Source organism: Rhodococcus sp. UNC23MFCrub1.1 (assembly GCF_000686025.1).
Lineage (GTDB): Bacteria > Actinomycetota > Actinomycetes > Mycobacteriales > Mycobacteriaceae > Rhodococcoides.
The window spans coordinates 312,409-335,867 of the sequence record NZ_JMLQ01000001.1; the positions used below are offsets into that span (position 1 = coordinate 312,409).

Below are 23,459 nucleotides of genomic sequence, written 5' to 3' on the forward strand. Positions count from 1 at the left end.
CCTCCCGTACGGACGGCTTCCCCGCCACCCGCACTGCTGACGCTAGACCGGATCGGGGGCGCAGGCTCGGCGACACGTGGGGACGTGTGGGTGAACTCTGCGTTACACGCCCGTGCGCCTTTCGCGCATCCAGGAGTACGCAAAAGGCGCACGGGGCCGAAGGCCACGGTGTTAACTTCGGCCGATGCAGAACGCGCAGGAAATGCAGCAGCTCAGGGGAACCCACGGCACCGTCGCCTACCGTTCCTGGCCGTCCACCACGCCGGGATTCGTCGCGCTGCTCGCGCACGGGTACGGCGAACACTCGGGTCGCTACGGCCACCTGGCGTCGACCCTGACGTCGGCCGGAGCGGCGGTGTACGCCCCCGACCATCACGGGCACGGGCGGTCGGACGGGACGCCCGCCGAGATCACGGACGTGGACGGCATCGTCGCCGATCTGCACTCGATCGCGGACATCGCCCGCGGCGAGCACCCCGATCTACCGGTGATGCTGCTGGGCCACTCGATGGGTGGTCTCATCGCCACGCGCTACGCGCAGACCCACCCCGGCGAGCTGGCGGCACTCGTGCTGTCCGGTCCGCTGGTCGGGCAGAACCCGGCCTTCTCGATGCTGCTGTCGATGGACGAGATCCCCGAGATCCCGATCGACCCGTCCGTGCTGTCCCGCGACCCCGAGGTCGGCGCCGCCTACCAGGCGGACCCGCTGGTCTTCCACGGCCCCTTCGCGCGCGTCACCCTCGAGACCTTCACGGCCGCGGTGGAGACGGTGGCGTCCTCCGGCACTCTCGGCGACCAGCCCACGTTGTGGCTGCACGGCGGCGACGATCAGCTGGTGCCGCTGGAGACTACGACCGAGGCGATGCGCTCGCTGCGCGGCCCGTCGTTCGAGGAGAAGGTCTACCCCGGTGCGCGGCACGAGATCCTGAACGAGACCAACCGCAGCGAGGTCGAGTCGGACATCCTCGACTTCCTGGGCCGCGCGGGACTGCCGCTCACTCGCGACTGAGGTCGCGGACGATCGACGAGTAGAGGCCGGGGCGGCGGTCCACCAGGTAGGGGTTGTCTCGATGGGCCGCCGCCACGACCTCGGTGTCCACCGTGCCGAGAATCAGGCCGGTCTCGTCGTCGAGTCGGTCGATCACCTCGGCGTCGGGGCCGACGATGCTGCTACGGCCGACGTAGGTGGTGGCGCGCTCGGTTCCGACGTGGTTGACGTACGCGACGTAGAGCTGGTTCTCCCATGCGCGCGTGCGGATGACGACGTCGGCCACGAATGTGAACGGCACCATCTGCGCGGTGGGAACGAGCAGCGCGTGCGCGCCCGCGAGGGCCGCGGCTCGGACGTTCTCGGGGAACTCGACGTCGTAACAGATCATCAGACCGAGCCGTACCCCGCGGAAGTCGACGACCGTCACCGAGTCGAGCCCGGGCGAGTACCACTCCCGGTCGAGCTCACCGTAGAGGTGCGACTTGCGGTGCTGCGCAATCACACTGCCGTCCGCATCGACGAGTGCGACCGTGTTGTACACCGCTCCCGCCTCGGTCTCCGGCAGACCCACGAGCAGCGCGATGCCGCGGCGGCGCGCCAGTGCGCACACCTCGGAGAGAAGGTCCCGTGACGTCAGCTCAGCAAGGCGGTCACCGATGTCGTACCCGGTCACGAACATCTCCGGCGTGACCAGGAGGTCGGCTCCGCGCGCCAGAGCCGCCCCCGCGGCTCCGTCGAGTTCCGCGAGGTTGGCGTCGACGTCACCGGGTGACCCCGCCGTCTGCAGACCCGCCACGGTGAGCCGCATGTCGGATCAGCCCAGCAGTCCCCAGCCCTCGAGTCCCTCGTACAGCGGGAAGTCGTGGGCGAGCGTGCTGACGCGACCACGCAGGTCGTCGGTGGCCTCGCCGGTGGCGAGCGCCGTCGCGATGATGTCGGCGACCTCGGTGAACTCGGCCTCGCCGAACCCACGGGTCGCGAGCGCCGCGGTACCGATACGCAGACCGGAGGTGACCATCGGCGGGCGCGGATCGAACGGCACCGCGTTGCGGTTCACGGTGATGCCGACCTCGTGCAGCAGATCCTCGGCCTGCTGGCCGTCGAGCTGAGAGTTGCGCAGGTCCACCAGCGCGAGGTGGACGTCGGTTCCGCCCGTCAACACCGAGACACCCTTGTCGGAGACGTCGGCGCCGGTCAGCCGCTCCGCGAGCAGCGACGCACCGAGCAGGGTGCGTTCCTGACGCTCCCGGAACTCGGGAGTGCCGGCGATCTTGAAGGCGACGGCCTTGGCCGCGATCGCGTGCATGAGCGGACCGCCCTGCTGGCCGGGGAACACCGCGGAGTTGAGCTTCTTCGCCCACTCCTTCTTGGCGAGGATGATGCCCGAGCGGGGCCCACCGAGGGTCTTGTGGACGGTGGAGGACACGACGTCCGCGTAGGGCACCGGCGACGGGTGCACACCGGCGGCGACGAGCCCGGCGAAGTGCGCCATGTCGACCCACAGAAGCGCACCGACCTCGTCGGCGATGGAGCGGAACGCGGCGAAGTCCTGGTGCCGCGGGTAGGCCGACCATCCGGCGATGAGCACCTGTGGGCGTGCGTGCAGCGCCTGCTTGCGCACCTCGTCCATGTCGATGCGGTGGTCTTCCTTGCTCACACCGTAGGACTCGACCTCGTAGAGCTTGCCCGAGAAGTTCAGCTTCATGCCGTGCGTCAGGTGGCCGCCGTGCGCCAGGTCCAGACCCATGATCTTGTCGCCCGGGTTGATCAGAGCCATGAGAACGGCGGCGTTGGCCTGGGCGCCCGCGTGCGGCTGCACGTTGGCGAACTCGGCACCGAACAGCTCCTTCGCCCTGGTCCGAGCCAGATCCTCGACGATGTCGACGTGCTCACACCCGCCGTAGTACCGACGACCGGGGTAACCCTCGGCGTACTTGTTGGTGAGGACGCTGCCCTGCGCCTGGAGCACCGCGCGGGGAACGAAGTTCTCCGACGCGATCATCTCCAGGGTGTCGCGCTGGCGTCCCAGCTCGCCGGCCATCGCCGCGGCGACCTCGGGATCCACCTCGGCGAGGGAGGCGGTGTCGATGTTGGTGGCAGAGACGGGCGCAGCAGTCATGCCGCCGAGTCTAATGCCCGTGATCAGCGCAGTTGAGACGGGATGAGGGGTTCGTCGAGCAGCCGCTCGAAGCGGTCGGCTCGGCCGTCCGCCGAGTCGGCCCGGTGCAGCCACGAGTGCAGCAGGCGATACCCCTCGACATAGGTGCTGGTGTAGGCACGCCAGAGCGGTGAGGACAGGAATCGCAACATCTGACGGGCGCGTTCCGGTGTCGCGAGCGACCACTGCCCCAGGAACGCGGCCACGTCGTCCTGGCTGCGGTGCTCGTCGTGCAGCAGCAGCGCGGCGTCCTGACGCACCCCCAGCAGCTTCGCCGACGCGGTCTGCAGCGCCTCGGCGCGTTCCCCGTCGAATCGCAGGCCGAGGTCGGCGTAGATCTCCTGCGCCCACACTCCCCAGCCCGGCCCGACGATCGACTCGAGCGCCAGGTCCGCGAGGCCCTCGGCCATCAGGCACTGCGGAGTGTTGACGACGAAGAGCGTCTGCTCCGCCTGCCCGGCACCGCGCACGAGCCCGGCCTCCTTGCGGCAGTGCTCGGTGTGGTGGCCCGGGTACGACTCGTGTGCGATGAGATGGGGCAGATGCGCCATGTGCTGCTTGAGGTCCGAGTTGATCGCGACGGTGGACCGGTAGTCGCCCAGGTAGTAGTTGAACCCGGACCACGGCTTGTCGCCCACCACCTCGTAGGTGACCTTCTCGGTGTCGGGCAGCGGGTACCGGCCGCGCACCTTGTCGCGCAACGCACTGGAGAACGCCTCGACGCACTCGGCGAGCCGCTCGGGCGGGATCTCGTCGGCCACGCGGTGAGCGCGCACCCGCTCCCCCAGTGGCCCCGCCCCGGCCAGCACCTCGCCCATCAGGCGATGTGCCTCGCGGTAGTCGTCGGTGTCGCCCGGTGCGATCGCGACGTCGAAGTAGTCGTGCACCTCGTCGACGAATCCGATCTCGTCACCGGCCAATTTCCGTGCCGACGTCTCGAGCGCGCGCAGGTGGACGTCGAGGAACGCGGCGCGGTCCTCGGAGAGCCCCGACGAGGGCAGTTCGGTCCGCAGTTCCGCCGCCCGCCGCGCCAGCGCGCGGGGTTCGGGCGGGGGCGCGTTCTCGACCTGGCGTCGCAGAGCGGGGTCGCCGGTGTAGGCGTCGACGAACCCCTCCTCGAGGCGATCGAAGGACAACCCCAGCACGAGGTAGTCGTGGACGAGAGTGTCGGCGTGCATGACGCTCGACTCTAGTCACGCACCACCCGGCTGTCGGTTCGCCGGAGCCACCCAGCACAATTCAGTCATGGAGGCAGCGTGTCCCGAGTGAGCGAGTCGAGTCCGTACGTCGAATTCGACCGTCGACAGTGGCGCACTCTCCGGAACGCGACACCCCTGGTCCTGACCGAGGACGAGCTCACCGGCCTGCGCGGTCTGGGCGAACAGATCGACCTCGACGAGGTCGCGGAGGTCTACCTCCCCCTCGCTCGACTCATCCATCTCCAGGTGGCCGCCCGCCAACGCCTGTTCGCGGCGACGGCCACGTTCCTCGGGGAGAAGACGCCGGACCGCCAGGTCCCGTTCGTCATCGGCATCGCCGGCAGCGTCGCCGTCGGCAAGTCCACGACCGCGCGCGTGCTGCAGGCACTGCTGGCGCGATGGGAGCACCACCCGCGCGTGGACCTGGTGACGACGGACGGGTTCCTCTACTCGTCGGCCGAGCTGGTGCGTCGAGGAATCATGCACCGCAAGGGTTTTCCCGAGAGCTACGACCGGCGCAAGCTTCTGCGCTTCGTCACCGAGGTGAAATCCGGCGCCGAATCCGCACGCGCACCCGTGTACTCGCACGTCTCGTACGACATCGTGCCGGGCAAGTACACCGAGGTGCGACAGCCGGACATCCTCGTCATCGAGGGACTCAACGTCCTGCAGACCGGTCCGCGCCTCATGGTCTCGGACCTCTTCGACTTCTCCATCTACGTCGACGCCCGCATCGAGGACATCGAGAAGTGGTACGTCGACCGCTTTCTCGCCCTGCGCTCCACGTCGTTCGCCGACCCGGCCTCGCACTTCCACCACTACTCGGGACTGTCCGACGAGCACGCCAGGATCGCGGCTGCGGACATCTGGCAGTCGATCAACCGGCCCAACCTGGTGGAGAACATCCTGCCGACGCGCCCCCGCGCCACCCTGGTGCTGCGCAAGGACGCCGACCACACCATCAACCGGCTACGCCTGCGCAAATTGTGACGACCGGCCTCCGGCCTGCCCGGCTCCGGCTCAGGTACCGAATCTCCGGTGCCGCGCGGCGAAGTCGCGCAGCGCGCGCAGGAAGTCGACGCGGCGGAACTCGGGCCAGTAGGCCTCGGTGAACCAGATCTCCGAGTACGCGCTCTGCCACAGCAGGAACCCGGACAACCGCTGCTCCCCCGACGTGCGGATCACCAGATCCGGATCCGGCTGGCCCGACGTGTAGAGGTGCGAGTCGATGCCCTCGACGGTGACCGAGCGGAGCAACTCGTCCCCGTCGGCACCGTCGGACAGCCGTTCCGCGATGAGCGACTGCACGGCGTCGGCGATCTCCTGACGGCCGCCGTACCCGACCGCGACGTTGACGTGCGTTCCCGAGCGGCCGGCCGTGCCGGCGGCGGCCTCCTTGAGGCGGCGGGCGGATTCGGCGGGAAGCAGATCCATCGTGCCGACGATCTTCACGGACCAGTTCTTTCCCGGTCCGCTGATCTCCTCGACGACGTCGGTGATGATCTCGAGCAGCGAGTCGAGCTCGTCCGGTGACCGGCGCAGGTTCTCGGTGGACAACAGGTAGATGGTGGCCATCTCGACGCCGGCCATGTCACACCACGTGAGCAGCTCCGCGATCTTGAGCGCGCCCATCCGGTGCCCGTGGCTGACGTCGGTGAAGCCGTTCTCCCGGGCCCAGCGACGATTGCCGTCGCACATCACGGCGACGTGCCGAGGGTGCTGAGCGCCCTCGAGCTGACGCAGCAGGCGCCTCTCGTAGAGCGTGTACAGCAGACCGCGAGCCTTCACCCAGCTCCCCACTTCGACAGAATTGTTCAGCAGGTGATCACCCTACGCCCGCAGTACGACGCGATCGGCGTGACCGACTCGTCACCGCGCCGCATGATGGTTCCGTGGCGTACGGGGTACCCGGCTCCGACCGCACACGAGAGAACAGGAGCAGTCATGACTGTTGTCCGGGACACCACGGCGAGCGTCGAAGCCGTGTGGAACGTGCTCTCCGACGGGTGGAGCTACGCGACGTGGGTGGTGGGCGCCTCGCGCATCCGCGCCGTCGACCCCGAGTTCCCCGCGCCCGGCTCGCGGATCCACCATTCGGTCGGGCTGTGGCCCGCCGTGCTGAACGACGAGACGCGGGTACTGAGCATGACGGAGGGACGCGAGGTGACACTCGAAGCGCGCGGGATGCCGGCAGGCAAGGCGACGATCGTCCTGCGCCTGACGCCGCGAGGCTCGGGGTGCCGGATCGAGATGATCGAGCACGCTCGGACCCTCCCGTTCTCGCTCGTTCCCGAGTCGGTCCAGCACGCACTCGTGTATCCCCGCAACACCGAGGCGACACGGCGACTCGCGCTGCTGGCCGAGCGTTCCGCGGTTCCCCGATGACGACCACGACGGTGGACGCCGTCGTGATCGGAGCGGGCCACAACGGACTCGTCGCGGCGTCCGTGCTCGCCGACGCAGGATGGGACGTCGTCGTCCTGGAGTCCGCCCCGGTGCCCGGCGGCGCGGTCCGCAGCGCCGAGCTCACCCCGGGATACGTGAGCGACCTGTTCAGTGCCTTCTATCCCCTCGGTGCGTCGTCCCCGGCGTTCACGGCGCTCGAGCTCGACCGCCACGGACTCCGCTGGACCCACTCACCCGTCGTCTTCGGTCACCCGCGCTCGCCCGACGACGAGGACGCCCCGGTGGTCCACCACGATCCCGAGGACACCGCCGCCATGCTGGCGGAGCACGATCCGCGCGACGGCGAGGCGTGGATGTACGTGGTGGATCAGTGGAACCGGATCCGCGATCCTCTGCTGCACTCGCTGTTCGGCAGCTCCTTCCCGCCTGTCAAGGGTGCCGCGACGCTCTTCCGGCGCCTCGGGACCGCGGAGACACTGCGGTTCCTGCGCTTCGCAGTACTCCCGGCCCGGGCGATGGCGCACGAGTTGTTCCACAGCGAGGCGGCGCGATGCCTGCTGCTCGGCAACGCCATGCATGCCGACGTCCCCACCGACGCACCCGCGAGCGGCATCATGGGCTACCTGCTGACGATGCTCGCGCAGGATGTCGGCTACCCCGTCCCGGTCGGCGGTGCGCAGGAGCTGACCAGCGCGCTCGTGCGCCGTGCCGAGAGCGCCGGGGCGCGGGTCGTCTGCGTAACCGAGGTGACCTCGATCGACGTCTCCGGCGGTGTCGCCCGCGGCGTGCGGACGGCAGGCGGCGACACGTACGTCGCACGGCGAGCCGTCGTCGCAGACGTGTCCGCTCCCGCGCTGTACAGCTCGCTGTTGCCGCGGGACGCGGTTCCCGCCCGGGTGCACAGCGATCTCGAGAAGTTCGAGTGGGACACCCCGGTGGTGAAGATCAACTACGCGCTCGACTCCCCGATCCCGTGGCGCTCGAAGAGTCTGAACGAGGCGGGCACGGTGCACGTCGGCGCAGACGACGACGGTCTGGTGCGATGGAACGCCGACCTGGTGACAGGCCGCATCCCGGAGCGGCCGTTCATGCTGTTCGGTCAGATGACGACCGCGGACGCCACCCGCTCCCCGGCCGGGACGGAGAGCGCATGGGCGTACACACACCTCCCCCGCGGTGTGACGGACGACGCCTCGGGCGACCTGCTCGCCGAGCGGGTCGACACCGTCCTCGAGGAGTACGCGCCCGGGTTCGCGGCGTCGATCGTCGGCAAGCACGTCCAGCGGCCGGGCGACCTGACAGCGGACGACGCCAACCTGTTCGGTGGCGCGGTGAACGGCGGAACGTCGCAACTGCAGCAGCAGTTGGTGTTCCGGCCCGTTCCCGGACTCGGACGTACGGAGACTCCCGTCGGTCGGTTGTTCCTCGGGAGCGCGTCCGCCCATCCGGGCGGCGGCGTGCACGGGGCACCGGGACTGGCTGCGGCGAGGGCCGCGTTGGCGAGCGACGGTGTGCGCGGATGGGTTCACCGCACGACGATCAGTGCCCTGATGGATCTGACACTCGGTGACCGCTAGTTCGGCCACGGTCGGAGCGCGAACCTACGGTACCGTAGGTTCGTGACTGTCTTCGGGCTCGACGAACTGCCGGTGAAGCCGCGCATGCGCGGATGGATCCACCTGTACGCCTTCGGGGTGTCGGTGGTCTGCGGGATCGTGCTCGTGGTGCTCGCCTACTCGGCGGTGTCCGTCCGGGCCGGTCTCGCGATCACTGTCTACGCCGTCGCGACGTGCGGTCTCTTCGGAGTGAGCGCGACATACCACCGCGTCCACTGGCAGACCGTGCGCAGCCGGACGTGGATGAAGCGCGCCGATCACTCGATGATCTTCCTGTTCATCGCCGGCAGTTACACGCCGTTCGCAGTGCTCGGGCTGCCGAGCCGCACCGGCACCATCGTGCTGATCGTGGTGTGGGCCGGTGCGCTGGCCGGAGTGACGCTGAAGATGCTGTGGCCCACGGCCCCTCGCTGGCTGGGCGTGCCCCTGTATCTCGTGCTGGGCTGGGCCATCGTGCCGGTCGCGGGCGAACTCACCCATCGTGTGGGCGTCGGACCGATGGCACTGCTGGTGGCGGGCGGCGTGTTCTACAGCATCGGCGCGATTCTGTACGCAACGAAGTGGCCCAACCCGTGGCCCACCACGTTCGGCCATCACGAGTTCTTCCACGCCGCGACGGTCGTCGCCGCGGTGTGCCACTACATCGCCGTGTGGCTGGTGCTCTTCACCTGATCCGGCGTCACCGGACCAGGAGTGCGGTCAGGTCCTCGGGGTCGGTGACCGGTCGGTCGCACACGAAGCCGTGACACACGTACGCGGCCGACTCGCCGCTCACCAGCGGGCGATCCGCGAGCAGCGGGACCGAGTCGGGCGGACCCGCGACCACCACCGTGCCGCCGGCGGCGACGCGGCGGGCGGTGCGTACGAGGTCGTCGTCGACCGACTCCGTGGCGATCGCCACCTGCACCGGTCCCGCCACCGCGGCTTCCGCGACGGTCAACCAGTGGCCGGCCGACCGGGGTGCCCGCTCGAGCAGGATCGACGCTCGCGCAAGCGACCTGTCCGCCGCCGCACCGAACCGCGAGGAGTTCTCGCTGGACGCGGCCACCGTCAGCAGACCCTCGGTGATCAGTGCCGCTCCGGACGGGGTCGCGTTGTCGAGTGGATCGCGAGGCCGGGTCACGAGCGTCTCCGCGTCGTCGGCGGTGTCGAACCAGCTGCCCGGCTGCTCAGGATCGGCGAAGTGGTCGAGCGCGACGTCGAGTACCTCCTCCGCCGCCGTCAGCCAGCGTGCCTCCCCGGTCGCCTGGTGCAGCGCGGCGAGAGCGACGGCGAGTGCGCCGTGATCCTCCGCGATAGCCGCCGCATCGCCCACGACACCGCCCAGGGACGCACGCCGTAGTCGGCCGTCGACGCGGTGCAGGTCCAGGATGCGGTCCGCGCAGCGTGCTGCCGCATCGACCCAGTTCCGGTACCCCAGCGCGGCGCCGCCCTCGGCCAGCGCCGTGATCGCGAAGCCGTTCCAGGCGGTCACCACCTTGTCGTCGCGCCCCGGCTGAGGACGCGTGGCACGCGACGCGGCCAGTGCTGCGCGCATGCGTGCGAAACGCTCGGGGTCCGTCGGTTCGGCCCGCAGCTGCAACACGGACGCCCCCTCCTCGAACGTGCCCGTGTCGGTCACCCCGAACACCTGTGCGGCCCGAGCCCCGTCCTCGTCGCCCAGCACCTCGACCAGCTGCGCGGGTGTCCACGCGTAGGTCAGACCCTCCACCCCGTCGGTGTCGGCGTCCAGGGCGGAGGCGAAGCACCCGTCGTCCGTGCCGAGATCGCGCAGGAGGAAGTCGGCGGTGTCGACGGCCACACGATGAGCGAACGCATCGCCGCGGCGCGCCAGGTGAGCGTAGAAGCGCAGCAGCAACGCGTTGTCGTAGAGCATCTTCTCGAAGTGCGGCACCACCCAGTCCGCATCGACGGAGTACCGAGCGAAACCGCCCCCGAGCTGGTCGTACATCCCGCCGCGGGCCATGGCGTCGGCGGTACGGCCCACCGCAGCGCGGGCAGGCTCCGACCCGGTGCGCTCGACGTGGCGGAGCAGCCCCTCCACGAGAGACGACGGTGGGAACTTCGGTGCTCCGCCGAAGCCGCCGCGCGGCACGTCCTCGTCCGCCAGGACGCGCGCCACCGCCTCGTCGAGCAGGGCGGCGTCGACGACGCGGTCGCCCTCCGGAATGCCCGCGGCGGTCCTGCGCAGTTCGGCGACCACCGAGGCCGACGCCTGCTGCACCTCGTCACGACGGGTGCGCCACGTCTCGGAGATGGCCTCGAGCAGCTGCGAGAACGACGGCATCCCTCGCCGAGGTGTGGGCGGGAAGTAGGTGCCGCAGTAGAACGGTTCCGCGTCGGGGGTGAGGAACGCCGTCATCGGCCAACCGCCCTGACCCGTCATCGCGACCGTCGCGTTCATGTAGACGGCGTCGATGTCGGGACGTTCCTCGCGATCGACCTTGATGCACACGAAGTTCGCGTTCATGATCTCCGCGATGGCGTCGTTCTCGAACGACTCGTGTGCCATCACGTGACACCAGTGACACGCCGAGTAGCCCACCGACAGCAGGACCGGGACGTCTCGTTCGCGAGCCCACGCCAGGGCGTCGTCACCCCACTGCTGCCAGTGCACGGGATTGTCGGCGTGCTGACGCAGGTAGGGGCTCGTCGAGTCGGACAGGGTGTTGCGCTCACGGGTGGCCACCCCTGCAGTGTCCCCCGTGACACCCGGCGCAATCACCGCTCGGGTCGCAAACCCCTCACCGCTCGGGTCGGAAGCCTCCGCGGTCCGTGCCCTCGTCCGCCGCCTGGTCCGGCGTCGGATCCTCCGGCTCGAAGGACGCCGGAAGCTTCTTGAAGTGCGCGTTCATCGACCGCACCAACAGGGCGGTACCGATGAGCAACAGCACGATGATGACGAGGCCGACGGGTGACGCCTTACCGAACTCGGGCCCGGTGTTGTTCTGCGCCAGTATGATCGACGCGCTGAGCACGGTCATCTAGGACTCGATCCCGGCGAACAGGTCGGTCTCGGGCAGCGACGTGCGCACGCGGGTCCGCGCCAGCTCGTACTCCTCGGTCGGCCACAGCTTCTTCTGCACGTCGACCGGGACCGCGAAGAAGCGGCCGTTCGGATCGATCTGGGTGCGGTGCGCACGCAGTGCGTCGTCACGCTGCTGGAAGTAGTCCGCGCACTCCACCTGGGTGGTGACGCGCTCCATGATCTCGCCGCGATCCTTCGGCCACTGCGCGAGCCATTCCGTGAACGGCCCCTCCTGACCGGAGGCGATCATCTCGTCGTCGAACAACTGCATGCGCTGGCGGATGAAGCCGTGGGAGTAGTAGAGCTTCGAGACCTCCCACGCCTCGCCCGTTCCGGGGAACTGCTCGGGATCGCCGGCCGCCTCGTACGCGGCGACCGACACCTCGTGGCAGCGGATGTGGTCGGGGTGGGGGTAGCCACCCTTCTCGTCGTAGGTCGTCATGACGTGCGGCTTGAAGTCGCGCACCACGCGCACCAGAGCCTCGGTCGACTCCTCGAGCGGCACCAGCGCGAAGCATCCCTCGGGAAGCGGCGGCAGCGGATCTCCCTCCGGCAGACCGGAGTCCACGAACCCCAGCCACGTCTGCTGCACCCCGAGAATGGCTGCGGCAGCGGCCATCTCCTCCTTGCGCACCTCGGACATGCGCTCGCGCACACCGGGGATGTCCATGGCCGGGTTGAGGATGTCGCCGCGCTCACCGCCGGTGAGTGTGACCACCAGCACCTCGTTGCCCTCGGCCGCGTAACGCGCCATGGTGGCAGCGCCCTTGGAGGACTCGTCGTCAGGATGGGCGTGCACTGCCATCAGTCGCAGTCCGCTCACGTGTGCCTCACTTCAACTATCGGTGGTGCTCCGGTTCCGGTCCGGGCACCTCCAATAGTTCCACTTCGTCCGGTACCCCGCCGAGGCGGTACCGGGTCCGCGGGTAAGTTCGACGGCGATGTCCACCACGCCGCAGAGTCTCCCCGAGGGTCGCTACCCCACCAGTCGGGGAATCGCCCCGTCCCGTGTCCTCGCCGTGGCTCTGACGCTGCTGGTCATCGCGCTGGGCGTGGCCGTCGCCTACCTCGGATACACCAAGTTCACCACCCCCGACGTCGACGGGACCATGGTGTCGTTCGACATCGTCGGCGAGGACCGCGTCGACGTACGCCTGAACGTGACCAGGGACGACCCGTCCCAGCCCGCGGTCTGCATCATCCGATCGCGATCGCGCGACGGAACCGAGACCGGGCGACGCGAAGTACTGATCCCGGCGTCCGAGAACGGCACCGAGGACGTCCGCAGCTTCGTGATCACCTCGGCCGCGCCGGGCCTCGCCGACCTCTACGGATGCAGCCTGGACGTACCGGAACATCTCACACCTCGGTGACCGTCGGGTGCCGACCAAGAAACCACGAAGTTCTTTCGTGGTAAAATCGCTTCGTACACGGCTCACCCAGTGGGGCCGTGTATTGCTGCATTGACGGGCGTAACGCGAGCACTCGAGCCAAGGGCCGTTCGCATCGACCGCGTTCCGCCCCGGCGGAACGCCCTGCTCGTGACGGAGCTCGCGCACCAGCGCGGGCTCTCTTTCACGTGTGGGCTCGGTGACACCACCGCACGCCGCCTACGAATACCGGAGCCGAACGGCTCTGAAGAACACGAGGGAGTGATCGAGATGAGCGAGACCCAGGTGACCTGGCTGACCCAGGAGTCGCACGACAGGCTCAAGGGCGAACTCGACCAGCTCATCGCCAACCGACCCGTCATCGCCGCGGAGATCAACGAGCGACGGGAAGAGGGCGACCTCAAGGAGAACGGTGGATACCACGCCGCCCGCGAGGAGCAGGGCCAGCAGGAGGCGCGTATCCGCCAGCTGCAGGAGCTGCTGAACAACGCCAAGGTCGGCGAGGCTCCCACCCAGTCGGGCGTCGCGCTCCCCGGGTCGGTCGTCAAGGTCTACTACGACGGTGACGAGTCCGATTCCGAGACGTTCCTCATCGCCACGCGTGAGGAGGGCGCACGGGACGGCAAGCTCGAGGTCTACTCCCCCAACTCGCCCCTCGGCGGCGCATTGATCGACGCCAAGGTAGGCGACACGCGCGAGTACTCGCTGCCCAACGGCAAGACCATGAAAGTCACGCTCGCGAGCGCGGAGCCGTACCACAACTGATCTCGCACGACGCATGTCGTTCGGCCCCGCACGTTCGCGTACGGGGCCGAACTGCGTTTCCCATCCGTGTGGCCGCCGGGCTCGAAGCCCTGGTGTAACAGGCACGCGCTCGCCGAGCGATGAACGCCATGGAGGTGCCACCAGATGAGTCTCGCCACGAAGGCATTCGCAGGGTTCGACATCGACGACCGCCACGTGCGGGTGGTCGTCACCGACGCGGCCGTGATCACCGATGCGGCAGCCGCGGCGCGCACCGCCCTGGACACGTGGCTCGACATCGTCTCGCTCACCCGTGCGGACTCCGAACTGCAGCGACTGAACCGCTCCTTCGGCCGGACCGTGCGCGTCTCCCCTGCTCTGGCGGACCAGGTGCGACACGCCCTCGCCGCCGCGGACCTGACGGCCGGCGCCGTCGATCCGCTCCGCAGCTCGGGCACGGACACTCACGAGGCCATCGAGGTCGACGGACTCGGCGTGCGCCTTCCCGGCTGGGCCACAGTCGATCTGGACGCGACAGCGCTCGCCGTGGTCGTGGAGCGCATCGCCGCGACGATCGCACGCCGCTTCGCCTGCGGGGCACTGGTGTCGGTGTCGGGTGCGAACTCGACCGACACCGACATCGCCGTCGCCGGGCCGGAACCCGTTCGTGGATGGCAGATCTCGGTGATCGACGGCTCGGCGGAACGCCTCGTTCCGATCGCCTCGGGAACCACGATGGTGACCACCACGGGCACCACCACGGCCACGGTGGCCGCGTCCTCCCCCCTGGTGGCAGCCGCGCTGTCGCGCGCCGCGGCAGCGGGCGCCGACGCGCTGATCGATCGCGCCGCCGACCACGCCTCCGCCGCGGTCTTCATCGCCGCCTGATCACTCCTGAACTGTCTGATCACTCCTGGACTTCGGCCTCGTATCCGGCGGCCGCGAGACCGGACAGCACGGCGGCGCGGTGGTCCGGGCCCCGGGTCTCCAGGGTCATCATGATCTCGACCTCGTCCATCGCCAGCCGCCCTGCCGTGCGCGCGTGCACCACGTCGACCACACTCGCGGCCGTATCGCGTGCCACGCCGAGCACCCCCACCAGGCCACCCGGGCGGTCGGGGATGACGATGCGCACCGTCAGATAGCGACCCGCCGCTCGCAACCCGTGCGCGACGACGTGTGTCAGCAGGAGCGGATCGATGTTGCCGCCGGACAGGACGGCGACGATCGGCCCGTCACCGTGGAACTGTTCGGGATGGTCCATGAGCGCAGCGACGGCTGCCGCTCCGGCGGCTTCGACGATGAGTTTGGCGCGCTCCATACACAGCAGCAGTGCCCGCGACAGCGCGTCCTCGCTGACGGTGATCACGCGGTCCACCATCTCGGTGACGTGTGCGAAGGGGACCGCCCCGGGACGCCCCACGGCGATACCGTCGGCCATCGTCGACATCCGTTCGGCTGAGATCGGCATACCGGCCTCGAGCGATCCGGGCCACGCGGCTGCCTGTTCCGCCTGCACCCCGACGATGCGAATGTCCTTGCCGCTCAACGCGACGGCAGCGGCGATGCCGGCGACGAGACCGCCGCCGCCGGTCGGCACCACAATGGTGCCCACATCGGGCATCTGGTCGAGAATCTCGACACCGACCGTGGCCTGGCCCGCGACCACGTCGATGTGATCGAACGGGTGGATCAGCACGGCGCCGGTCTCGTCGGCGAAGGCCATGGCCGCCAGGAGAGCCTCGTCGATGGTGGTGCCCACCTGGTGAATGGTGGCCCCGTACGCCTTGGTGGCCACCAACTTCGGCAGCGGCGCACCGTTCGGCATGAACACCGTCGACGCGGCCCCGAGTTCCGACGCCGCCCACGCGACGCCCTGCGCGTGATTGCCGGCACTGGCCGCGACCACCCCACGAGCGCGCTCCTCGTCGGTCAGACCCGCGATGCGGTTGTACGCACCCCGCGGCTTGAACGATCCGGTGCGCTGCAGGTTCTCGCACTTGAGCCACACCTGGCGGTCGGTGCGATCGGACAGGACACGGGACGCCACGAGGGGTGTGCGGCGCATGACCGGGGCGAGCAGCGCGGTGGCGCGGTCCAGCCGGTCGGCGGTGAGGAGATCCATGGCTGGAACCCTAAACCCGAATGCCCCCAGGCGAGCGTCAGGCGAGCGCCTGTTCTATGTCGCCCACCAGGTCGGCGGCGTCCTCGATGCCGACAGACAGGCGCACCAGGTCGTCCGGCACCTCGAGCAGCGAGCCGGCGGTGGAGGCGTGGGTCATGGCGCCGGGATGCTCGATCAACGACTCGACGCCGCCCAACGACTCGGCGAGAGTGAAGATCTCGGTGCGCGCGCAGAGGTCCAGCGCCGCCTGGCGGCCACCCTTCAGACGGACCGACACCATGCCGCCGAACCGACGCATCTGCTTGGCGGCGACGGCGTGGGACGGGTGGCTCTCGGATCCCGGGTAGATGACCGAGGAGACGGCGGGGTGACCCGTCAGCAGCTCGACGATCTTCTCGGCGTTGTCGCTGTGCCGCTCCATGCGCAGGGCGAGCGTCTTGATGCCGCGCAGTGTCAGGAACGCGTCGAACGGTCCGGGAACACCACCGGCGCCGTTCTGCAGGAAGGCGAACGACGCGTCCAGTTCCTCGTCGTTGCACACGAGGGCGCCGCCGACGACGTCGGAGTGTCCACCGATGTACTTGGTCGTCGAGTGCAGCACCACGTCGGCGCCGAGCGTGAGGGGCTGCTGCAGGTACGGCGACGCGAACGTGTTGTCGACGACGATCTTCGCGCCCGCCTCGTGTGCGACGCCCGACAGAGCCTCGATGTCGCCGACGTTGAGCAGCGGATTGGTGGGCGTCTCGACCCAGACCAGCTTCGTGTCGGGGCGAATGGCCTCGCGCACGGCGTCGACGTCCGACACCGCGGCCACCGAGTACTCGATGCCCCACTGGGTGAACACCTTGTCGATGAGCCGGAAGGTGCCGCCGTACGCGTCGTTCGGGATCACGAGGTGGTCGCCCGGGCGCAGCGACGCCCGCAGGAGGGCGTCCGTCGCGGCCATGCCTGAGGAGAACGCGCGACCGTAGTGGCCGTTCTCGAGGGCTGCCAGGTTGGCCTCGAGCGGACGCCGGGTCGGGTTGCCGGTGCGGGCGTACTCGAACCCGCTGCGCATACCACCCACACCGTCCTGGGCGAAGGTGGAGCTCGCGTAGATCGGGACGTTGACCGCACCGGTCAGCGGGTCGGGCTCGTACCCGGCGTGCACCGCGCGAGTGGAGAACCCCTGCCAGGACGTCGTGTCGGACTTGCTGCGCTGCTCACTCATGCGCACCAGCCTAACGAGCGGGCAGGCCGGAGGCCGGTCGGGATGGGTCAGTAGTTCCGTGTGTCAGGACGCGGTGGTGACGAATCCGAGGAGATCGTGGCGGGTGATGACGCCGACCGGCTTGCCGTCGTCGACGACCATGACGGCGTCGGTGTCGCCGAGCGTCTTCGTCGCGGCCGAGACCGGCTCACCGGCACCGATGAGCGGGAACGGCGCACTCATGTGCGTCTTCACGGCGTCGGACAGGTTCGCCCGGCCCTCGAACACGGCACTGAGCAGATCGCGCTCGCTGACACTGCCCGCGACCTCGCCCGCCATGACCGGCGGCTCGGCGCCGACGACCGGCATCTGGGAGACGCCGTACTCGCGCAGGATCTCGATGGCGTCGCGCAGCGTCTCGGACGGGTGCGTGTGCACGAGGTCGGGCAGTGCGCCGGACTTGCCGCGCAGCACGTCACCGACGGTGGGCTCGGCGGTGCCGCCGTCGAGCCGGGTGCGCAGGAAGCCGTAGGAGCTCATCCACTTGTCGTTGAAGATCTTGCCGAGGTAGCCGCGACCACCGTCGGGCAGCAGGACGACGACGAGGGCGTCCGGGCCCTCGCGCTCGGCCACCTGCAGCGCGGCGACCATGGCCATACCGCAGGATCCGCCGACCAGCAGGCCCTCCTCGCGGGCCAGGCGACGCGTCATCTCGAACGAGTCGGCGTCGGACACGGCGATGATCTCGTCCGGGATCGACGGGTCGTACGCGCTGGGCCAGAAGTCCTCGCCCACGCCCTCGACGAGGTACGGCCGGCCGGTCCCGCCCGAGTAGACGGAACCCTCGGGATCGGCACCGATGATCTTCACCGCACCGCCCGACATCTCCTTGAGGTAGCGACCGGTTCCGGTGATGGTGCCGCCGGTACCGACGCCGGCGACGAAGTGCGTGATCTTGCCGTCCGTGTCGTTCCAGATCTCGGGTCCGGTGGTCTCGTAGTGGCTCTGCGGACCACCCGGATTGGCGTACTGGTTGGGCTTCCAGGCACCGTCGATCTCGCGCACGAGGCGGTCCGAGACGCTGTAGTAGCTGTCCGGATCCTCGGGGGCGACCGCGGTGGGGCACACGACGACCTGCGCGCCGTAGGCACGTAGGACGTTGCGCTTGTCCTCGCCGACCTTGTCGGGGCACACGAAGACGCACTTGTAGCCGCGCTGCTGTGCGACGAGGGCCAGGCCGACTCCGGTGTTGCCGGAGGTGGGCTCGACGATGGTGCCGCCGGGCTTGAGTTCACCGGACGCCTCGGCCGCCTCGATCATCTTGACGGCGATGCGGTCCTTCGAACTGCCACCGGGATTGAGGTACTCCACCTTGGCGGCGAGGAGTGCGGACCCGGGGGCGACGACGGTGTTCAGCTTCACCAGCGGGGTGTTGCCGATGAGGTCGACGACGCTGTTTGCAATGCGCATGCGTCCATCCTCCCAGATGTCCGGCCGGACACCCACCGAGCCTGGTCGCGCTGCGGCGATCGCACTGCACGGCACCACCGTCGGCGCACCTAGAATCGGACAGGTGAACGGAGGTGCGATGCAGCAGGGCGGCTCGGGTCGCGGTGGGTGGCGACAGGCAGCGGTGGCGGGAGCCGCCACCGTCGTCGCGGGATCCGGCGCGGGAACGCTGTCCTGGGCCGCGTACCGGCACCTGCTGGCGCAGGCGGCCGCTGCCCGGACCGTGATCGGCCGCAGCACGGACCGGCCGCCCGAGGCCGACGGTGTGTACGCCCCGGGTGCGCGCGTCCCGCAGCGGTGGCGCCCCGGCGTGCAGTCCGACCTGCACCTGATGATCTTCGGCGACTCGACGGCGGCCGGCATGGGCTGCGTCGTCGCGGACGAGGTGCCGGGCGTGCTGATCGCGCGGGGTCTCGCCGACGAGAGCGGGAAGCGGATCCGGTTGAGCACCAAGGCCATTCCCGGCGCGACATCCAAGGGACTCGAGGGTCAGGTCGATGCGATGCTGGTCGCCCACCACGACCGGCCCGACGCTGCCGTCGTCTTCATCGGCGCCAACGACGTCACCAAGAAGCATGCGGTGGCGGCCTCGGCCGAGCGTCTGCGTACCGCGGTGCGTCGCCTGCGGGCGGAGGGCACCGTCGTGGTCGTCGGAACGTGCCCGGATCTCGGTGTCGTCACCGCCATCCCGCAGCCGCTCCGCGCTGTCGTGCGGACGTGGGGCCACCGACTCGCGCGGGCTCAGACGTCGGCGACGCTCGCCGCCGGCGGCCACCCCGTCGCGCTGGCGGATCTGCTCGCCCCGGAGTTCCTCGCGGCACCGGAGCGGATGTTCTCGGCCGACCGTTTCCATCCGTCCGCGGCCGGATACGAACTCGCTGCCCAGCAGATCCTGCCCGTGCTGGCGGCCGCGCTGGGCGAATGGGCGGGCGGCCCCCTGCCGACGCTGCCCACGGTGTCGGACGTCGCCGAGCAGCGTCGCCTCGTCTCCCGCCTCACCGCCTCGGCCAACCGCCACGTGTCGCGGCTACGGCCGCGAGACGCCCTGCAGTGACCGGGGGCCCACCGGACGAGAGTTACCCTCCAGTCATATCGTCGCCAACCCCAGGAGTCCTCCCATGCCAGAAGCAGTGATCGTGTCCGTGGCCCGTTCGCCCATCGGGCGCGCGATGAAGGGGTCGCTCGTGAGCATGCGTCCCGACGACCTCGCAGCGCAGATGGTCAAGGCAGCCCTCGACAAGGTGCCCGCCCTCGACCCCACCATGATCGACGACCTCCTCATGGGGTGCGGTCTGCCCGGCGGCGAGCAGGGCTTCAACATCGGCCGCAACGTCGCCGTCCAGCTCGGCTACGACTTCCTCCCCGGCACCACCATCACCCGCTACTGTTCCTCGTCGCTGCAGACCACCCGCATGGCACTGCACGCCATCAAGGCCGGCGAGGGCGACGTGTTCATCTCCGCCGGAGTCGAGACCGTCTCCCGCTTCGTCAAGGGCAACTCCGACTCGTACCCGGACACCCAGAACCCCATCTACGCCGACGCCCAGGCCCGCACCGAGAAGATCGCCGAGGGTGGCCAGACCTGGTCCGACCCCCGCGAGAACGGCAACCTCCCCGACGCCTACATCGCGATGGGCCAGACCGCGGAGAACGTCGCCCAGCTCACCGGCATCAGCCGTGAGGAGCAGGACCACTGGGGCGTCCGCAGCCAGAACCGCGCCGAGGAAGCCATCGCCAAGGGCCACTTCGAGAACGAGATCACCCCGGTCACGCTGCCCGACGGCACCGTCGTCAGCACCGACGACGGCCCCCGCGCCGGCACCACCTACGAGAAGATCTCGCAGCTCAAGCCGGTCTTCCGCCCGGACGGCACCATCACCGCCGGCAACGCCTGCCCGCTGAACGACGGTGCCGCGGCACTGGTGATCATGTCCGACACCAAGGCCAAGGAGCTCGGGCTGACCCCGCTCGCCCGCGTCGTGTCCACCGGCGTCTCGGGCCTCTCGCCCGAGATCATGGGCCTCGGCCCCATCGAGGCCTCGAAGAAGGCGCTCGCGCTCGCCGGCAAGACCATCGACGACATCGACCTGGTCGAGATCAACGAAGCCTTCGCCGTCCAGGTGATCGGCTCCGCACGGGAACTGAAGATCGACGAGGACAAGCTGAACGTCTCCGGCGGCGCCATCGCCCTCGGACACCCCTTCGGCATGACCGGTGCCCGCATCACCGCGACCCTGCTCAACAACCTGCGCGCCCACGACAAGCAGTTCGGTCTCGAGACCATGTGCGTCGGCGGCGGACAGGGCATGGCCATGGTGCTCGAGCGCCTCAGCTGAGTCGGTCTCGTACAGCAGACAGCCCCCGCCCTCCGAGAGGAGGACGGGGGCTGTCGGCTGTGACGACTACCGCTGGAACTAATCGTTGTTGAAGTAGCTCAGCAGTCGCAGAATCTCGACGTACAGCCAGACCAGGGTGATGGTCAGACCGAGCGCGACGCCCCAGGCAGCCTTCTCCGGTGCCTGGGCACGGATCAGCTGGTCGGCCTGGTCGAAGTCCAGCAGGAAGCTGAATGCTGCGAGGCCGATGCAGACGAGGCTGAAGATGATGGCGATCGGTCCGCCGTCGCGCAGACCGAAACCGCCGTCCATGAAGAAGCTGGCGATCAGGTTGCCGAGCATCAGTACGACCACGCCGATGAGGGCGCCGACGATCATGCGGGTCAAGCGAGGAGTCACGCGGATCGCGCCGGTCTTGTAGACGATCAGCATGCCGAAGAACACGCCGAACGTACCGAGCACAGCCTGCACGATGAGCGAGCTGCCGTTGCTCACGCCGAACATCGGACCGGTGAAGAGGAGCGACAGGGCACCGAGGAACACGCCCTCGAAGGCCGCGTACGCGAGCACCAGGGGCGCGCTGTCCATCTTGCGGCCGAACGTCGCCACGAGGACGAGGACGAAGCCGATGAGTCCGCCGCCGATGACGAACATCGGGGCCAGGCCGGGGTTGTTGCTCGCGAGCACGTAGGACGCGATGGCGAACACCGTCAGGACACCGAGGGTGGTGGCCGTCTTGGTGACGACGTCGTCGATCGTCATCGCACGCTGCTGCGGACCGGTCTGGTACGGCTGCGGCTGTCCCTGCGGGGAGCCGTACTGCTGGGTGACCGCACCGGCACCGGCGGCGGCCGAACCGAAGGAGGCATATCCGCCTCCCGCCTGCTTGGGCAGATTGCGGAACACCGGGTTGCTGGAAGTGCGCACCGTGTCTCATCCCTTTCGTGTGGTGGAGCCTGTGTATCTCTCAACGTTCGGATGCGACGGAAAAGTTCCCATCGGACAAAACGGACTGTACCGGGCGGACGTCGCCGTTCCCCCAGCGCAGTACCGCATCAGTACACACGGTCGGCGCACGTTTGTCCGCTCACGTTTGTCGCTCGGGCGATCCGGGCACCTTCTCCCTCATGAGCATCGAAGACGGACCCGGAGACACGCTGGACCAGAGTGAGAGTCTCGACTCGGACGAGATCCGAGGCACGGACGACGTCGACGACGTGGTCACCCCGCCGGACTCGTGGACCGAGGCCGACAAGTTCGGCACCACCGAACGCGAGGCGCGTGAGGGTGAGAGCCTCGACCAGAAGCTGGCCGAGGAAGTGCCGGACGTCCCGCTGGAGGAGGAACTCGACGTCCCCGTGGCGGCGACACCAGACGACGAACTGACCGAGGAACTGGTGGACCGAGTCGTCGACAGCGACGACGAGAACGACTACATCGCGGACGCCACGGAGGACGACGGCACCGACGGCGCCGCCGTGAAGGACGCGGACGTGGTGGACGGAGTCGTGGTGGAGAACTCTGCGACGCACCGCGGCCAGATCGACGGTACCCCCGAGGACGCGGGCTCCTACTTCGACTGAGTCACGTCCGCCTGACTTGTGCGGCCGACACATTCACCGTCACCTGATCGACCGGGTGACGGTGAATTTGTCGTTGCGGCCCATCACCTCCGTCGGCCCGACCATGCGCGCGAGCATGGAGCGGAACCGCAGGTGTGAGTTGTGCACCGCCCATAGTTCGCCGCCGGGGCGCAGGACGGTCCGCGCGGCCGCGAACAGTTTCTCCGCTCCCCCGGTGTGCACGGCCGCGTTCTCGTGGAACGGTGGATTGCACAGGATCACGTCGGCGCTCGCGGGCGCCTCCGACGCCATGGCGTCGTCCCGACGCGCCGTGACCCGCACGCCGGACGCCTCCGCCGTGGCCGCCGCCGAGGCCACCGCCGCGGCCGAGCGGTCTGTGGCGACCACCTCCGCGTCCGGCCGCAGGCGCGCGGCGAGGACCGCGAGAATGCCGGTCCCGCACCCCAGATCGACGATGCGGCGCGCGTCGGGCGACATCCGGTCGAGGAACGTGCACAGGTACCGGGTGCCGATGTCCAGCCGGTCCCCGGAGAAGACGGCACCGTGGGCGACCACGGTGAGGTCCAGATCGGCGAGGACGGTCGACACGGGGTACGTCGCGCTCTCGCGAGGCAGCGGCCCGGTCGCCACCAACCCGCGGGACTTCTGCGCCGCGCGGGTGGCCGCCACGTCGGTGAAGTTCGCGGCGAGCACGTCGTTCATCGACCGACTCATGTGTTTGAGTCGACCCGCCGAGATGACGCGGACCGACGGATCCGCCCAGCGGGCAACGGCTTCGGCGATCTCGGTGAGCTCGGCGAGGGCGCGGGGAAGCTGCAGCAGCACCACGGTCGCACCGTCGAGCAACTCTCGATCCAACGCGTGGTTCGTGTAGACGTCGCCGAAGCCGAGCGCGCCGGCGTTGCGGGCCAGCGCGAGCTCGGAGGTGAGGGGATCCTGGTGCACGCGAATGCCGGCGAGGCCGTGCGCGGCGGCGGTACCGAGGGTCAGCGCGCCGTACCGGTCGCCGATCACCGCGACCGACCCGGGCTCGGCGGTGGAGGTCGACTCCGCGGCCTCGGCCAGGATCAACCGGTCGGAGGCGTCGACGGCGTGGAGATTGGGCGCCTCGACATCGGGTGAGCGACGGAGCGCGCCGAGAACATGGTCCGGATCCTGCATCGTCGCAGTCTCTCACTCCCACC

Annotated in this window: 23 protein-coding genes; 11 read left to right on the plus strand and 12 right to left on the minus strand. The window is 69.3% G+C overall.

Annotated features, from left to right (window positions below; all coding sequences use genetic code 11):
* Nucleotides 1–184 precede the first annotated feature (184 nt).
* On the plus strand, nucleotides 185–1,009 hold the full coding sequence (locus BR07_RS0101485; protein WP_027503929.1) for an alpha/beta hydrolase: 825 nt from the start codon (nucleotides 185–187) through the stop codon (nucleotides 1,007–1,009).
* On the opposite strand, the gene BR07_RS0101490 is transcribed toward BR07_RS0101485, so the two are convergent.
* From BR07_RS0101490 to BR07_RS0101500, 3 genes are read right to left on the minus strand one after another with little or no spacing between them, the layout of a single operon-like run.
* Nucleotides 996–1,799 carry a carbon-nitrogen hydrolase family protein gene (locus tag BR07_RS0101490; RefSeq protein ID WP_027503930.1) on the minus strand — a complete coding sequence of 268 codons (804 nt, stop codon included), beginning with the start codon at nucleotides 1,797–1,799 and terminating at the stop codon, nucleotides 996–998. The genes BR07_RS0101485 and BR07_RS0101490 overlap by 14 nt on opposite strands.
* A gap of 6 nt (nucleotides 1,800–1,805) precedes the next feature.
* Nucleotides 1,806–3,110, minus strand: coding sequence for a serine hydroxymethyltransferase (glyA, locus tag BR07_RS0101495; protein ID WP_027503931.1), 1,305 nt, complete (start codon nucleotides 3,108–3,110; stop codon nucleotides 1,806–1,808).
* 23 nt (nucleotides 3,111–3,133) lie between these two features.
* Nucleotides 3,134–4,327, minus strand: a complete 1,194-nt coding sequence (locus tag BR07_RS0101500; protein WP_027503932.1) for a hypothetical protein — start codon at nucleotides 4,325–4,327, stop codon at nucleotides 3,134–3,136.
* Between the two features lie 78 nt (nucleotides 4,328–4,405).
* Here BR07_RS0101500 and coaA point away from each other — a divergent pair, with 78 nt between their 5' ends.
* Nucleotides 4,406–5,338 carry a type I pantothenate kinase gene (gene coaA, locus BR07_RS0101505; protein ID WP_027503933.1) on the plus strand — a complete coding sequence of 311 codons (933 nt, stop codon included), beginning with the start codon at nucleotides 4,406–4,408 and terminating at the stop codon, nucleotides 5,336–5,338.
* A gap of 30 nt (nucleotides 5,339–5,368) precedes the next feature.
* On the opposite strand, the gene BR07_RS0101510 is transcribed toward coaA, so the two are convergent.
* Nucleotides 5,369–6,136, minus strand: a complete 768-nt coding sequence (locus tag BR07_RS0101510) for an isoprenyl transferase (protein WP_027503934.1) — start codon at nucleotides 6,134–6,136, stop codon at nucleotides 5,369–5,371.
* A gap of 156 nt (nucleotides 6,137–6,292) precedes the next feature.
* On the opposite strand from BR07_RS0101510, the gene BR07_RS0101515 reads away from it, so the two are divergent.
* From BR07_RS0101515 to trhA, 3 genes are read left to right on the plus strand one after another with little or no spacing between them, the layout of a single operon-like run.
* Nucleotides 6,293–6,733, plus strand: a complete 441-nt coding sequence (locus tag BR07_RS0101515; RefSeq protein WP_027503935.1) for an SRPBCC family protein — start codon at nucleotides 6,293–6,295, stop codon at nucleotides 6,731–6,733.
* Nucleotides 6,730–8,331 (plus strand): phytoene desaturase family protein, encoded by a 1,602-nt coding sequence (locus BR07_RS0101520; protein ID WP_027503936.1) that lies wholly within the window; start codon nucleotides 6,730–6,732, stop codon nucleotides 8,329–8,331. The genes BR07_RS0101515 and BR07_RS0101520 overlap by 4 nt, the downstream gene beginning before the upstream one ends.
* Before the next feature lie 42 nt (nucleotides 8,332–8,373).
* Nucleotides 8,374–9,042, plus strand: a complete 669-nt coding sequence (trhA, locus tag BR07_RS0101525) for a PAQR family membrane homeostasis protein TrhA (RefSeq protein WP_027503937.1) — start codon at nucleotides 8,374–8,376, stop codon at nucleotides 9,040–9,042.
* 7 nt (nucleotides 9,043–9,049) lie between these two features.
* On the opposite strand, the gene BR07_RS0101530 is transcribed toward trhA, so the two are convergent.
* From BR07_RS0101530 to mca, 3 genes are read right to left on the minus strand one after another with little or no spacing between them, the layout of a single operon-like run.
* Complete coding sequence (locus BR07_RS0101530; protein ID WP_027503938.1) at nucleotides 9,050–11,059, minus strand: thioredoxin domain-containing protein; 2,010 nt, start codon at nucleotides 11,057–11,059, stop codon at nucleotides 9,050–9,052.
* A gap of 55 nt (nucleotides 11,060–11,114) precedes the next feature.
* Entirely contained in the window at nucleotides 11,115–11,354 is a 240-nt protein-coding gene (locus BR07_RS0101535; protein ID WP_027503939.1) for a hypothetical protein, read from the minus strand.
* Nucleotides 11,355–12,203 (minus strand): mycothiol conjugate amidase Mca, encoded by an 849-nt coding sequence (gene mca, locus BR07_RS0101540; protein WP_037184227.1) that lies wholly within the window; start codon nucleotides 12,201–12,203, stop codon nucleotides 11,355–11,357.
* A gap of 136 nt (nucleotides 12,204–12,339) precedes the next feature.
* Between mca and BR07_RS0101545 the strand changes: the two genes are divergently transcribed.
* The 3 genes from BR07_RS0101545 to BR07_RS26100 all read left to right on the plus strand — a co-directional run bounded on the left by BR07_RS0101545 (nucleotide 12,340) and on the right by BR07_RS26100 (nucleotide 14,421).
* A complete protein-coding gene (locus tag BR07_RS0101545) occupies nucleotides 12,340–12,771 on the plus strand; it encodes a DUF4307 domain-containing protein (RefSeq protein WP_027503941.1) in 432 nt (143 codons plus the stop codon).
* Nucleotides 12,772–13,059: 288 nt separating this feature from the next.
* Entirely contained in the window at nucleotides 13,060–13,554 is a 495-nt protein-coding gene (gene greA, locus BR07_RS0101550; RefSeq protein WP_027503942.1) for a transcription elongation factor GreA, read from the plus strand.
* Nucleotides 13,555–13,698: 144 nt separating this feature from the next.
* Nucleotides 13,699–14,421 carry an FAD:protein FMN transferase gene (locus BR07_RS26100; RefSeq protein WP_051612935.1) on the plus strand — a complete coding sequence of 241 codons (723 nt, stop codon included), beginning with the start codon at nucleotides 13,699–13,701 and terminating at the stop codon, nucleotides 14,419–14,421.
* 19 nt (nucleotides 14,422–14,440) lie between these two features.
* Here BR07_RS26100 and ilvA read toward each other — a convergent pair whose 3' ends face one another.
* The 3 genes from ilvA to BR07_RS0101570 all read right to left on the minus strand — a co-directional run bounded on the left by ilvA (nucleotide 14,441) and on the right by BR07_RS0101570 (nucleotide 18,317).
* Nucleotides 14,441–15,658: a threonine ammonia-lyase gene (gene ilvA / locus BR07_RS0101560; RefSeq protein WP_027503943.1), complete on the minus strand. Its 1,218-nt coding sequence runs from the start codon at nucleotides 15,656–15,658 to the stop codon at nucleotides 14,441–14,443.
* A gap of 37 nt (nucleotides 15,659–15,695) precedes the next feature.
* Complete coding sequence (locus BR07_RS0101565) at nucleotides 15,696–16,868, minus strand: cystathionine gamma-synthase (RefSeq protein WP_027503944.1); 1,173 nt, start codon at nucleotides 16,866–16,868, stop codon at nucleotides 15,696–15,698.
* A gap of 63 nt (nucleotides 16,869–16,931) precedes the next feature.
* On the minus strand, nucleotides 16,932–18,317 hold the full coding sequence (locus BR07_RS0101570; protein ID WP_027503945.1) for a cystathionine beta-synthase: 1,386 nt from the start codon (nucleotides 18,315–18,317) through the stop codon (nucleotides 16,932–16,934).
* A gap of 118 nt (nucleotides 18,318–18,435) precedes the next feature.
* On the opposite strand from BR07_RS0101570, the gene BR07_RS22820 reads away from it, so the two are divergent.
* The gene (locus BR07_RS22820) at nucleotides 18,436–19,410 is read left to right on the plus strand and encodes an SGNH/GDSL hydrolase family protein (protein WP_051613045.1); all 975 of its coding nucleotides are present in this window, start codon (nucleotides 18,436–18,438) and stop codon (nucleotides 19,408–19,410) included.
* A gap of 64 nt (nucleotides 19,411–19,474) precedes the next feature.
* Nucleotides 19,475–20,692, plus strand: coding sequence for an acetyl-CoA C-acetyltransferase (locus BR07_RS0101580; protein WP_027503946.1), 1,218 nt, complete (start codon nucleotides 19,475–19,477; stop codon nucleotides 20,690–20,692).
* Nucleotides 20,693–20,770: 78 nt separating this feature from the next.
* On the opposite strand, the gene BR07_RS0101585 is transcribed toward BR07_RS0101580, so the two are convergent.
* Nucleotides 20,771–21,619: a Bax inhibitor-1/YccA family protein gene (locus BR07_RS0101585; protein ID WP_027503947.1), complete on the minus strand. Its 849-nt coding sequence runs from the start codon at nucleotides 21,617–21,619 to the stop codon at nucleotides 20,771–20,773.
* 200 nt (nucleotides 21,620–21,819) lie between these two features.
* Between BR07_RS0101585 and BR07_RS0101590 the strand changes: the two genes are divergently transcribed.
* Complete coding sequence (locus BR07_RS0101590; RefSeq protein ID WP_027503948.1) at nucleotides 21,820–22,275, plus strand: hypothetical protein; 456 nt, start codon at nucleotides 21,820–21,822, stop codon at nucleotides 22,273–22,275.
* A 39-nt stretch (nucleotides 22,276–22,314) separates the two neighbouring features.
* Here the strand turns inward: BR07_RS0101590 and BR07_RS0101595 are convergent, their stop codons facing one another.
* Complete coding sequence (locus BR07_RS0101595; protein WP_027503949.1) at nucleotides 22,315–23,436, minus strand: class I SAM-dependent methyltransferase; 1,122 nt, start codon at nucleotides 23,434–23,436, stop codon at nucleotides 22,315–22,317.
* Between the last annotated feature and the right edge of the window lie 23 nt (nucleotides 23,437–23,459).